The sequence below is a fragment of the Streptomyces sp. NPDC004266 genome, from assembly GCF_042874095.1.
Taxonomy (GTDB): domain Bacteria; phylum Actinomycetota; class Actinomycetes; order Streptomycetales; family Streptomycetaceae; genus Streptomyces.
The window spans coordinates 42,945-54,931 of sequence record NZ_JBIAMM010000010.1 but is presented as its reverse complement, the minus strand read 5'-3'; the positions used below and the strand labels follow the sequence as shown (position 1 = coordinate 54,931).

The 11,987-nt window shown below is 74.3% G+C and carries 9 protein-coding genes; 6 read left to right on the top strand and 3 right to left on the bottom strand.

Annotated elements, in window-relative coordinates; genetic code table 11:
• Positions 1 to 180: 180 nt before the first annotated feature.
• Entirely contained in the window at positions 181 to 1,533 is a 1,353-nt protein-coding gene (locus ACFYUZ_RS23590; protein WP_389312282.1) for a cation:dicarboxylate symporter family transporter, read from the bottom strand.
• Positions 1,534 to 1,707: 174 nt separating this feature from the next.
• Between ACFYUZ_RS23590 and ACFYUZ_RS23585 the strand changes: the two genes are divergently transcribed.
• The 4 genes from ACFYUZ_RS23585 (at position 1,708) to ACFYUZ_RS23570 (ending at position 5,924) form a co-directional block, all read left to right on the top strand.
• Positions 1,708 to 3,684 (top strand): ATP-binding protein, encoded by a 1,977-nt coding sequence (locus ACFYUZ_RS23585; protein ID WP_389312643.1) that lies wholly within the window; start codon positions 1,708 to 1,710, stop codon positions 3,682 to 3,684.
• A complete protein-coding gene (locus ACFYUZ_RS23580) occupies positions 3,681 to 4,376 on the top strand; it encodes a response regulator (protein ID WP_389312280.1) in 696 nt (231 codons plus the stop codon). The genes ACFYUZ_RS23585 and ACFYUZ_RS23580 overlap by 4 nt, the downstream gene beginning before the upstream one ends.
• 164 nt (positions 4,377 to 4,540) lie before the next feature.
• Positions 4,541 to 5,149: a helix-turn-helix domain-containing protein gene (locus tag ACFYUZ_RS23575; RefSeq protein WP_389312642.1), complete on the top strand. Its 609-nt coding sequence runs from the start codon at positions 4,541 to 4,543 to the stop codon at positions 5,147 to 5,149.
• A gap of 34 nt (positions 5,150 to 5,183) precedes the next feature.
• Positions 5,184 to 5,924 (top strand): tyrosine-protein phosphatase, encoded by a 741-nt coding sequence (locus tag ACFYUZ_RS23570; RefSeq protein WP_389312278.1) that lies wholly within the window; start codon positions 5,184 to 5,186, stop codon positions 5,922 to 5,924.
• A 76-nt stretch (positions 5,925 to 6,000) separates the two neighbouring features.
• Here ACFYUZ_RS23570 and ACFYUZ_RS23565 read toward each other — a convergent pair whose 3' ends face one another.
• Both ACFYUZ_RS23565 and ACFYUZ_RS23560 read right to left on the bottom strand, forming a co-directional pair.
• Positions 6,001 to 7,116 (bottom strand): RICIN domain-containing protein, encoded by a 1,116-nt coding sequence (locus ACFYUZ_RS23565; RefSeq protein ID WP_389312276.1) that lies wholly within the window; start codon positions 7,114 to 7,116, stop codon positions 6,001 to 6,003.
• A gap of 231 nt (positions 7,117 to 7,347) precedes the next feature.
• On the bottom strand, positions 7,348 to 8,373 hold the full coding sequence (locus ACFYUZ_RS23560) for an ATP-dependent 6-phosphofructokinase (RefSeq protein WP_389312274.1): 1,026 nt from the start codon (positions 8,371 to 8,373) through the stop codon (positions 7,348 to 7,350).
• Between the two features lie 304 nt (positions 8,374 to 8,677).
• On the opposite strand from ACFYUZ_RS23560, the gene pta reads away from it, so the two are divergent.
• Together pta and ACFYUZ_RS23550 are read left to right on the top strand one after the other, a co-directional pair.
• Complete coding sequence (gene pta / locus ACFYUZ_RS23555; protein WP_389312272.1) at positions 8,678 to 10,759, top strand: phosphate acetyltransferase; 2,082 nt, start codon at positions 8,678 to 8,680, stop codon at positions 10,757 to 10,759.
• Positions 10,756 to 11,979 carry an acetate kinase gene (locus tag ACFYUZ_RS23550; RefSeq protein WP_389312271.1) on the top strand — a complete coding sequence of 408 codons (1,224 nt, stop codon included), beginning with the start codon at positions 10,756 to 10,758 and terminating at the stop codon, positions 11,977 to 11,979. The genes pta and ACFYUZ_RS23550 overlap by 4 nt, the downstream gene beginning before the upstream one ends.
• The last annotated feature ends 8 nt before the right edge of the window (positions 11,980 to 11,987 follow it).

Sequence of the window (11,987 nt, the reverse complement as noted above, 5' to 3'; positions counted from 1 at the left end):
GTGGTGCGGGTCCGGGCGCGGAACGCGGAGGCGCCGCTCAAGGGCGCCGTCCCGTGTGCCCACCCGTCCCGCCCAGCGGGACGATCGCCCACACGGAGGTGGCGGGGCGGCACCGCCACGTCAGGCGCGGGCGTGCGCGGCGGCGGCACCGCCCCGGTGGGGGGGGCGGGCCCCCGGGGGTCAGACGCCCGCGCGGGCCCTTTCCTCGCCCTCGTCCGTGCGCTGGTCCGGCACCGCCGTCCCCCCGTGGTCGTCGACGAGCGTGGTCTCGTCGAACGGCACCCGCCCGGCGAGCACCTCCGCCACCCGCGCCTTGTCGATCTCCTTCGTCCACGTGCCGACGAGCACCGTCGCGACCGCGTTGCCCGCGAAGTTGGTGAGGGCGCGCGCCTCGCTCATGAAGCGGTCGATGCCGACGATGAGGCCGACGCCGTCGACCAGTTCGGGCCGGTGCGACTGGAGGCCGCCCGCGAGCGTGGCGAGCCCCGCGCCGGTGACGCCCGCCGCCCCCTTCGAGGCGATGATCATGAAGACGAGGAGCGAGATCTGCTCGCCGATCGACAGCGGGTCGCCCATCGCCTCGGCGGTGAAGAGCGAGGCCATCGTCAGGTAGATCGCGGTGCCGTCGAGGTTGAAGGAGTAGCCGGTCGGCACGGTGATGCCGACGACCGGCTTGCTGACGCCCAGGTGCTCCATCTTCGCGATGAGCCGCGGCAGCGCGGACTCCGAGGAGGAGGTGGAGAGGATCAGCAGGAACTCGCGGCCCAGGTACTTCAGCAGGGACCAGATGTTGATGCCCGCGACCAGGCGGAGCAGCGCGCCGAGGACGACGAAGACGAAGAGCCCGCAGGTCAGGTAGAAGCCGATCATGATGACGGCCAACGACTTCAGGGCCGCCGCCCCCGTCGCGCCGACGACCGCCGCGATCGCGCCGAACGCGCCGACCGGCGCGGCCCACATGATCATGCCGAGGACGCGGAAGACGAGCCGCTGGATGTGCCCGATGCCGCGCAGGACGGGCTCCCCGGCGGCGCCCATGGCCTGGAGCGCGAAGCCGGTGAGGAGGGCGACGAGGAGGGTCTGCAGGACCTCGCCCTCGGTGAAGGCGGAGACGAGGGTGGTCGGGATGATCCCGAGCAGGAAGTCCGGGGTCGACTCGTGCGCGCCCTCGGCCTGCTTGGCGCCGGCCTCGGCGAGCTCCTTGGTGAGGTGGAGCCCCGAGCCGGGTTCCAGGAGGTTGCCGACGAGCAGGCCGATCGCGAGTGCGACGGTCGACATCACGAGGAAGTAGCCGAGGGCGAGGCCGCCGACGGCGCCGACCTTCGCGGCCTTCCGGACCGAGCCGACGCCGAGCACGATCGTGCAGAAGATGATCGGCGAGATCATCATCTTGATCAGGTTGACGAAGCCGGTGCCCAGCGGCTTGAGCTCGACGGCGACGCCCGGCGCCAGGAACCCGACCGTGATGCCGAGCAGTACGGCGCCGATGACGGCGAGATACAGATAGTGGGTGCGGTCCCGGCGTGCGGCCACGGGGTCCTCCTCGTGCTGATGGGTGTCCACGTCCCGGTGGACCTCCGCGACTATCCATCAGCCTGTGACCGGGGTCACGGTTGCGTGCGTTTCGTTCACGAGGGGAAGAGCACGATTCGGGAACGCGGTGCCGCCGCACACGCTCCCACGTGCACACTTACCCGCATGCGCCGCATGCGTCTTCCCCTCCCCCGCCCCCGCAGCCTCGCCGGCCAGCTCTTCGCGATGCAGGTCGTGCTCGTGGCCGTCGTCGTGGCGGGGTGCGCGGTCTTCGCGTACGTCACGGACCTCGCGCAGGCCGAGGAGACCGCGCGGCGCCAGTCCACGGCGACCGCGGCCGCCGTCGCCGACTCCCCGTCCGTGGTCGCCGCCGCCCGCTCCGCCGACCCGACGGCCGCCCTCCAGCCGTACGCGGAGTCGCTGCGCCGCCACGCGGGCGTCGCCTTCGTGGTGATCATGTCCCCGGACGGCACCCGCTGGACGCATCCCGAGCCGGAGCAGATAGGCCGCACGTATCTCGGGCACATCGAGCAGGCGCGGCGGGGCCGGCTCTACTCCGAGACGCACCTGGGCGTCCTCGGCCCCTCCGTACGGACGGTGGCGCCCGTCCTCGACCCCCACGGCCGGGTCGTCGCCCTGGTCAGCGCGGGCATCACGATCGACAAGATCAGCGAGCAGGTACGGGGGCAGGTGACCGCCCTGCTCGGCATGGCGGGCGCGGCGCTCGCGCTCGGCGGAGCGGGGACGTACGTCGTGAACGCGCGCCTGCGCCGCCATACGCACGGCATGAACGCCACGGAGCTGAGCCGCATGCACGACTACCACGAGGCCGCGCTGCACGCCGTGCGGGAGGGGCTCGTGATGCTCGACGGAGGGCGGCGGATCGCCCTCATCAACGACGGCGCGCGGGAGCTCCTGAACCTGGACGAGGGCGTGGTGGGGCGGCCGGCCGCGGAGCTCGGCCTGCCCGCGTCCCTGACCGGCGCGCTGCTCTCCTCGGAGCCGCGCGTCGACGAGACGCACCTGACGGCCGACCGGGTGCTGGTGGTCAACACCCGCCCGGTGGTGGGCGGTGAGCGGCGCGGCACCGTCGTCACGCTCCGGGACCGCACCGAACTCCAGGCGCTCTCCGGCGAGCTGGACTCCGAGCGGGGCTTCACGGAGGCGCTCCGCTCCCAGGCCCACGAGGCGGCGAACCGGCTGCACGCGGTCGTGTCGCTCATCGAACTGGGCCGGGTGGCGGAGGCGGTGGAGTTCGCGACGGCGGAGCTGGAGCTCGCCCAGGCGCTCACCGACCGCGTCGTCGACGCCGTCGGCGAACCGGTCCTCGCGGCGCTGCTGCTCGGCAAGGCCGCGCAGGCCAACGAGCGGGGCGTGGAGCTGGTCCTCACCGAGGACAGCCGCATCGACGACGGCCGGGTCCCGGCCGCCCTGCCCTCCCGGGACCTGGTGACGATCCTGGGCAACCTCATCGACAACGCGGTGGAGGCGGTCGGCGGGACCCCGCACGCGCGCGTGACGGTCACGGTCGCGGCCCGCGCGGGCGACGGCGAGCTGCTGCTCCGGGTCGCCGACAACGGTCCGGGCGTCCGCCCCGCCGACCGGGAGGCGGTCCTCGGACGCGGCTGGTCCACCCGTGGCCCCGGCCGCGGCCTCGGCCTGGCCCTGGTGGGCCAGGCGGTCTCCCGCGCCTCGGGCACCCTGCACCTCACGGAGGCGGAGGAGGGCGGCGCCCGTTTCACCGTCCGCCTGCCCCTGCGGCAGGAAGCCGGGGCGGGGGAAGGGGAGGCCGGTGGGGCGCGCGTGACCGTTTCCGGACCCTCCGAGGCCCCGGGCGGGGCCCGGCCCCGGGGCCGGGCCGAAGGCACGGACGGACCCGGCGTCCCCGGGGCCGACACCGCCCCGGCCGCGCCGGGCACGGCCGGCGACCCCCGTGGCCTCGCCCGCCCGGGCGGGCCCGACGTCCCGGGCCGGTCCGTGCGCCCCGGCGGCGCCCACGGCGTCGGCGGCGCCGAGTCCTCCGGGGGCTCCGACCCGGCCCGGGGTTCCGGGGCCTCCGGGCCGGGCGGAAGGGCGCGGGGGTCCGGGCCGGGCGGAAGCTCACGGGCTTCCGGAGCGACCGACGCGGTCGACGCGGAGGTGGCCCCGTGAGCGCGCACCCCCTCCGTGTGCTCGTCGTCGAGGACGACCCCGTCGCCGCCGACGCCCACGCGCTCTACGCCGGGCGGGTCGAGGGCTTCACCGTCGTCGGGGTCGCGCACTCGCGGGCCGAGGCCGTGCGGATCCTCGACCGGACGCCGGTCGACCTGATCCTGCTCGACCTCTACCTGCCCGACGGCCACGGCCTCCAGCTGCTGCGGGCCCTGCGGGCCGCCGGGCACTCCGCGGACGTCATCGCCGTGACCTCCGCCCGTGACCTGGCCGTCGTCCGCGAGGGCGTGTCCCTCGGCGTCGTCCAGTACGTCCTGAAGCCGTTCGCCTTCGCCACGCTGCGGGACCGGCTCGCCCGGTACGCCGAGTTCCGGGCGGCCGCCGGGGAAGCCTCCGGCCAGGACGAGGTGGACCGGGCGCTCGCCGCGCTCCGGGCCCCGCACCCCGCCGCGCTCCCCAAGGGCCTCAGCGCCCCGACGCTCGAAGCCGTCACGCGCACCCTCCGGTCCGCCCCGGCGGGGCTCACCGCCGCCGAGGCGGGCGCGGCCGTCGGGATCTCCCGGATCACCGCCCGCCGCTACCTCGAACACCTGGTCACGGAGGGCCGGGCCGTGCGCGCCCCGCAGTACGGGCAGATCGGCCGCCCCGAGCTCCAGTACCGCTGGCTCGGCGGCCCGGCGCGCGGCCACTGAGCGGACCCGCTGTTACCGCCCGGTTCCCACGTTCCTACGACGCCGCATGTTGGAAGAACACACCGTAGCCAGCCGTCACCCTCCGCACCTACCGTGGCCGGGTGCACCAACCCTCCCCGCCTTTCGACGCCCTGGCCGCGCGCCGCCTCCGCGAGGGCCTCGGCATGGCCCCCGATCACGTCGCCTACGGCCTGCGGGCCCAGTACGGCCTCTTCGTCGACCCCGAGACCGTCGTCGCCTGGGAGCGCGGCCGGGCGGTCCCGAACGAGCAGGAGCTCACCGCCCTCGCGGGCGTCCTGTGGTGCTCCCCCGCGGACCTCATCGCCGCCGCCTCCACCCTGCGCGAGCACCGGGTCGCGCTCGGTCTGTCCACCGAGGAGCTCGCCCGGCGGGTGGGCGTGGCGACCCACGCGTACCAGCGGATGGAGGACGAGGGCCGCTGGCGCGGCACCGAACGCCAGACGGTCGCGCTCGCCGAGGCCCTCGGCCTCGGCCCGCGCGCCCTGATCACCGCGACCGGCGGCGACCAAGCCCTCGCCGAGCTGCTGCGCGACGCGGCGACCACCCGCTGGCAGGCGTACGTGAAGCCCACCGTGAAGCTGGTGCCGCTGCCGAAGCGGATCGTGGAGTCCGCGCTCCAGCAGCTCCACTCGGACTACCACGCCCGGATGACGGCGATCAGCAGCTGGGGCGCCCCGGGGACGACCGGCGACGAGGGGCGCGCCTACCTGGACGGGATCACCGACCACTTCTGGGCGGCGGTCGGTCCGTAGATCGTCCGGGGCCGGGGACCGTACATTGGCGGCCGTGAGACGACACGTACCCTTCGACCGACTCCACAACTTCCGTGACCTGGGCGGCTATCGGACCGCCGACGGCGGGACCGTGCGGTGGGGGACCCTCTACCGCTCCGACTCCCTCGGCAAGCTCGCGGACGCCGGCCCGGCCGACCTGGAGCGCTTCCGCGCGCTGGGCGTCGGCACGGTGATCGACCTGCGCTATCCGTGGGAGATCGCCGGCAAGGGCCGCCTGCCGGAGACCGAGGAGGTCTCCTGGCACAACCTCTCCGTCGAGCACCGCCCCTACGACCAGGAGGCGATCGACCCGGCCCTCGACCCCTGGCGCTACCTCGCCGACCGCTTCGCCGAGGTCGCCGAGGACGGGGCGGAGGAGCTCCGTACGGCCCTGGAGCTGATCGCCGCCGCCGAGGGACCCCTCGTCTTCCACTGCGCCTCCGGGAAGGACCGCACGGGTCTGCTCGCGGCCGTCGTCCTCGGCCTCCTGGAGGTCCCGGACGAGGAGATCCTCGCGGACTTCGCCCTCACCGAACTGGCCACGGAGCGGCTGATCGCCGACTGGCGGGCCGCACACCCGGGCCGGGAGCCCCGCTGGCCGGGCTACGGCCGGGCACCCGCAGACGTCATCCGGCTGTTCCTCGCGGACCTGCGCGAGCGGTACGGCTCGGTGTACGAGTACGCCACCGGCCACGTCGGGCTCGACCCGGCCGTGGTGACGGCGCTCAGGGCCCGCCTGGTCGAGGCTGCCTGAGGCCCCGCCGCGGGCCGTGCCCCGGGCGCGGTCCCGGCGGCAGGCCCTTCGTGCGCGCCTCGTCCGGGGCGCCCGCTCAGTCCCACCGGTCGAAGTCGAAGAGCTGCCCGGCCGCGTCCGGCGCGCAGGGCGCCTGGGCGAGCCGCGCCCAGGCGGCCGAGCGGTCGCCGACGACGGTGACGCAGCTGCCGGGGGTGGCGGAGCCCACCGGGACGATCCGGTAGCCCTCGACGGGGGTGCCGTACGCCTCCAGGGCGAAGGACTCGACCCGGGTCGGGTCGCCGCACTCGGAGTCCTCGTACGCGGCGCCGGGTGTCCGGCCGCCCGAGGGGAGGCCGGAGCAGCCGGGGCCGAAGTCGGGGTGGTCCGAAACGATCCTCCACCGGCCGTCGCCCGCCTCCGCCAGCGAGTAGCGCGGGAGGCCGGCGGCGGCGCACGGCAGCTGGTGGATCTGGCCGGTGCGGGTGCCGCGCCGCTCGCCGAGGCAGAAGTCGGTGCCGGCCACCCGGATCCGGACGTCCCCGGCGGCGGGGGCGGTGGGGGTACGGGGCGGATGCCCGGCGTGCCCGTCCCGCAGGAAGGCGACGACGCTGACCCCGGCCAGCACGAGGCCGGCGAGCGCGACGGCCGCGACGAGGGCCCGGCGTATCCGGGAGCCGGGGCCGGGCGGGGCCCAGGGGCCGGGCGGGTCCCCGGCCTCGGACCGGGAACCGATCGCACCGCCGCCCCCGGGACCGCCACCGTCGGGAGCACCGTCGCCGGGAGCGCCGCCGCCACCGGGACCGCCCTCGCCACCGGGGCCATCGGGAACGTCAGGGCCGCCGGGGCCGTCGTCGGCACCGGGCCCGGGATCGCCGGCGGCCTCGGGCCGGGTGGGGGCCCCCTCGGGATCCGCCCCGTACACCCCCCGCGCCGCCAGCTCCCTCCGTACCGTCCGCCAGTGCTCCGCCTCGGCCTCCTCGACCCCGCAGGCGCGGACGAAGGTGGCGAGCAGTTCCTCGCGGGGCAGCGTGGGGCGGGCCAGCATGTTCGCCACCGTGGAGCGGGGCAGGACGTCGCCGTGCGTCTCCGCGCGTGCCGACAGCTCGCGGTAGGTGAGGCCCGACCAGTCCTTGAGGGCCTGGAGGCACGCGAGGAACTCGGCGGGGCTCCGTACCTCCCGTGGGTCGGGAGCGTGCTCCCCCGGCGTCATCCGCGCGTTCCCCCTTCCGCCGGACACGGTCGGGACATGTCCGGGACAGCCCCAAGCCTTGTTGATCCCGCGCCGGGGCTCAAGAGTGGAATCCGGCATTTCCGGGGGGAGTGCCGGGCACGGCGGGACGGTCCCGACCGTCCACGGGGGGACGGTCGGGACCGCTCGCGTCGTCCAGGGTCCCGGAGGGCCTGTCCGGGCCGTCCCGCGCCCCGGGGCGGCCCGACCCGGTCAGAAGACCGACTCGGCCTCGCGCATGCGGTCCTCGGGGACCCTCTTGAGCTGGGTCACGGCCTCGGCCAGCGGCACCATCTCGACGTTCGTGCCGCGCAGGGCCGTCATACGGCCGAAGTCGCCGCGGTGCACGGCCTCCACCGCGTGCCAGCCGAAGCGGGTGGCGAGCACGCGGTCGTACGCGGTCGGCGTGCCGCCGCGCTGGACGTGGCCGAGGATGACGGGGCGGGCCTCCTTGCCGAGGCGGCGCTCCAGTTCGTAGGCGAGGGCCGTGCCGATGCCCTGGAAGCGTTCGTGGCCGAACTGGTCGATCTCGCCCTTGTCGTAGTCCATCGTGCCCGCTGCGGGGTGCGCGCCCTCGGCGACGCAGATGACGGCGAACTTCTTGCCGCGGGAGAAGCGCTCCTCGACCATCTTGACCAGGTCGGCGGGGTCGAAGGGCCGCTCGGGGAGGCAGATGCCGTGGGCGCCGCCGGCCATGCCGGACTCCAGGGCGATCCAGCCGGCGTGGCGGCCCATCACCTCGACGACCATCACGCGCTGGTGGGACTCGGCGGTGGTCTTGAGGCGGTCCATGGCCTCGGTGGCGACGCCGACGGCGGTGTCGAAGCCGAAGGTGCGGTCGGTGGAGGAGATGTCGTTGTCGATGGTCTTGGGGACGCCGACGACCGGCACGCCGGCCTCGTGGAGCATCCGGGCCGCGGTGAGGGTGCCCTCGCCGCCGATCGGGACGAGCGCGTCGAAGCCGCTCTTCTCGATGAGCTCCTTGGCGTTGTCGCAGGCCGCGCGGAAGCGGTCGCGCTCCAGGCGGGAGGAGCCGAGGATGGTGCCGCCGCGGGCGAGGATGCCGCTGACGGCGTTGAGGTCGAGGGGGCGGTAGCGGCCGTCGAGGAGGCCCGCGTAGCCGTCCTCGAAGCCGATGACCTCGTCGCCGTAGTGGGTGACGGCCCGGTGCACGACCGACCGGATCACTGCGTTCAGGCCGGGGCAGTCGCCGCCTGCGGTGAGAACTCCGATGCGCATCGTGCTTGGTCTCCTGCTCGGTCGCGGTCCGTTGTGAGCCACCACGATTCTCCCACGCGCCGCCTGACGGACGCGTTCGTCGCCCGTCCGCGCGTCCCCGCCGAGGGTCCCGCGGAGGCCTTTCGTCCCGGGCTTCCGGGCCCTTCGTCCGGGGGGCGATTTAACCATCGGCGGGGGTATTGTCAAGGGGGTGATGCCGCCCTATCGGGGCTTTCTGAGCACTTCCGATTGACGCACGGGGCGCGGATCGGTGCCGCGAGAGCACCGCTCGGCCCTTCCGCAGGACTGGACAGGAGACCACGGCGTGACGCGCAGCGTGTACGTGACCGGGATCGACCGCGGTGACGGCCGCCAGGTCGTCGAGCTGGGAGTCATGGAGCTCCTCACCCGCCAGGTGGACCGGGTGGGGGTGTTCCGCCCGCTGGTGCACCACCGTCCCGACCGGCTCTTCGACCTGCTGCGCGCCCGCTACCGCCTCTCGCAGGACCCCTCGACGGTCTACGGCCTGGACTACCACGAGGCCTCGGCGCTCCAGGCCGAGCGGGGCACCGACGAGCTGGTCTCCCGGCTCGTCGACCGCTTCCACGCCGTCGCCCGCGACTACGAGGTCGTCCTCGTCCTCGGCACCGACTTCGCCGCCACCCAGCTCCCCGACGAGCTGGCGCTCAACGCGCGCCTCGCCAACGAGTTCGGCGCCTCCGTCATACCGGTGGTCGGCGGCAAGGGCCAGAGCGCCGAGTCCGTACGGGCCGAGGCGCGCAACGCCTTCCGGGCGTACGACGGCCTCGGCTGCGACGTGCTCGCGATGGTCGTCAACCGGGTGTCCGGCGAGGACCGCGAGCCCATCGCCGAGCGGCTCGCGGCCCGGCTCCCGGTGCCCTGCTACGTGCTGCCCGACGAGCCGGCGCTCGCCGCGCCCACGATCGCCCAGATCACCCACGCGCTGGACGCCTCCGTCGTCCTCGGCGACGACGCGGGGCTCGCGCGGGACGCGCTCGACTTCGTCTTCGGCGGCGCGATGCTGCCGAACTTCCTCAGGGCGCTGACCCCCGGCTGTCTCGTCGTCACCCCCGGGGACCGGGCCGACCTGGTCGTCGGCGCGCTCGCCGCGCACTCGGCGGGCACCCCGCCGATCGCCGGTGTGCTGCTGACCCTGGACGAGCGGCCCCCCGAGGAGATCCTGACCCTGGCGGCCCGGCTCGCGCCCGGCACGCCGGTCATCTCCGTGCCCGGCACCAGCTTCCCCACCGCGGCCGAGCTCTTCTCCCTCGAGGGCAAGCTGAGCGCGGCCACCCCCAGGAAGGCGGAGACGGCCCTCGGCCTCTTCGAGCGGCACGTGGACACCACCGACCTCCTCAAGCGGATCTCGGTGGCGCGCAGCGGCCGGGTGACGCCGATGATGTTCGAGCACGAGCTGCTCGAACAGGCCCGGGCCGACCGCCGCCGGGTGGTGCTGCCGGAGGGCACCGAGGAGCGGGTGCTGCGCGCGGCGGACGTGCTGGTCCGCCGTGACGTCTGCGACCTGACGCTGCTCGGCGACGTCGAGGTCATCCGCAAGAAGGCCGCCGACCTGAGCGTGAACCTGGGCGACACGCAGCTGATCGACCCGCAGACCTCACAGCTGCGCGACACGTTCGCCGAGAAGTACGCGGCGCTGCGGGCCCACAAGGGCGTCACCGTCGAGCTGGCGTACGACGTGGTCTCGGACGTGAACTACTTCGGCACCCTGATGGTGCAGGAGGGTCTCGCCGACGGCATGGTGTCGGGATCCGTGCACTCCACGGCGGCGACGATCCGGCCCGCGTTCGAGATCATCAAGACGAAGCCGGACGCGTCGATCGTCTCCTCGGTGTTCTTCATGTGCCTCGCCGACAAGGTCCTCGTGTACGGCGACTGCGCGGTCAACCCGGACCCGAACGCCGAGCAGCTCGCGGACATCGCCGCCCAGTCGGCGGCGACCGCGGCCCGCTTCGGGGTGGAGCCGCGGATCGCGATGCTCTCGTACTCCACCGGCACCTCGGGCTCCGGCGCGGACGTCGACAAGGTGCGGGAGGCGACGAAGCTGGTCCGCGAGGCGCGTCCGGAGCTGCGGATCGAGGGCCCGATCCAGTACGACGCGGCCGTCGAGCCCTCCGTGGCGGCGACGAAGCTGCCGGGTTCGGAGGTGGCGGGTCAGGCGACCGTGCTGATCTTCCCGGACCTCAACACGGGCAACAACACCTACAAGGCCGTGCAGCGTTCGGCCGGCGCCGTGGCGGTCGGCCCGGTGCTCCAGGGCCTGCGCAAGCCCGTGAACGACCTCTCGCGCGGCGCGCTCGTCAGCGACATCGTCAACACGGTCGCCATCACGGCGATCCAGTCCCAGGCCCAGGAGCTCCCGGCATGACGCCCCCCACCCGTGTCCTCGTCCTCAACTCCGGCTCCTCGTCGGTGAAGTACCAGCTGCTCGACATGAAGGACGACAGCCGGCTCGCGCAGGGCCTGGTCGAGCGGATCGGCGAGGAGACCTCGCGGATCGTGCACACCCCGCTCCGGGACGGCGGGAAGCGGGAGAGGAACGGGCCGATCGCGGACCACGCGGCCGCGCTGAAGGCGGTCGCCGAGGAGCTGGCGGCGGACGGTCTGGGCCTCGACTCCCCCGAGCTGGCGGCGATCGGCCACCGGGTGGTGCACGGCGGGCTGCGGTTCACCGAGCCGACGGTGATCGACGACGAGGTGCTGGCGGAGATCGAGCGGCTCGTACCGGTGGCGCCGCTGCACAATCCGGCGAACCTGGTGGGCATCCGCACGGCGATGGCGATGCGCCCGGACCTGCCGCAGGTGGCGGTCTTCGACACCGCCTTCCACACGACGATGCCGGAGTCGGCGGCGCGGTACGCGATCGACGTGGAGACGGCCGACGCGCACCGGATCCGCCGCTACGGCTTCCACGGCACCTCGCACGCGTACGTCTCGCGGGAGACGGCGCGGCTGCTGGGCAAGGAGCCGGAGGAGGTGAACGTGATCGTGCTGCACCTGGGGAACGGCGCCTCGGCGTCGGCGGTGCGGGGCGGCCGGTGCGTGGACACCTCGATGGGTCTGACGCCGCTGGAGGGCCTGGTCATGGGCACCCGCTCGGGCGACATCGATCCGGCGGTGACCTTCCACCTGAAGCGGGTGGCGGGGATGTCGGCGGACGAGATCGACGTCCTGCTGAACAAGAAGTCGGGCCTGGTGGGGCTCTGCGGCGACAACGACATGCGGGAGATCCGCCGGCGGATCGAGGAGGGCGACGAGCGGGCGGCGCTCGCCTTCGACATCTACGTCCACCGTCTGAAGAAGTACATCGGGGCGTACTACGCGGTGCTCGGCCGGGTGGACGCGGTGGTGTTCACGGCGGGGGTCGGCGAGAACGCGGCGCCGGTGCGGGAGGCTGCGATCGCGGGCCTGGAGGAGCTCGGGCTCGCGGTGGACGCGGACCTGAACTCCGTGCGGTCCGACGAGGCCCGGATCATCTCGCCGGTGTACGCGCGGGTGGCGGTCGCGGTGGTGCCGACGGACGAGGAGCTGGAGATCGCGCGCCAGAGCCACGCGCTCGTTCTGGAAGGGGCGAGCTCGAACGAGTGAACGCCTGA

What these genes read in the sequence shown, in the direction of transcription:
- ACFYUZ_RS23585 (WP_389312643.1), top strand. Translation starts at nt 1,708, where the DNA reads ATGCGTCTTCCCCTCCCCCGCCCCCGCAGCCTCGCCGGCCAGCTCTTC.
- ACFYUZ_RS23575 (WP_389312642.1), top strand. Translation starts at nt 4,541, where the DNA reads ATGGCCCCCGATCACGTCGCCTACGGCCTGCGGGCCCAGTACGGCCTC.
- ACFYUZ_RS23565 (WP_389312276.1), bottom strand. Translation starts at nt 7,116, where the DNA reads ATGACGCCGGGGGAGCACGCTCCCGACCCACGGGAGGTACGGAGCCCC.
- ACFYUZ_RS23560 (WP_389312274.1), bottom strand. Translation starts at nt 8,373, where the DNA reads ATGCGCATCGGAGTTCTCACCGCAGGCGGCGACTGCCCCGGCCTGAAC.
- ACFYUZ_RS23550 (WP_389312271.1), top strand. Translation starts at nt 10,756, where the DNA reads ATGACGCCCCCCACCCGTGTCCTCGTCCTCAACTCCGGCTCCTCGTCG.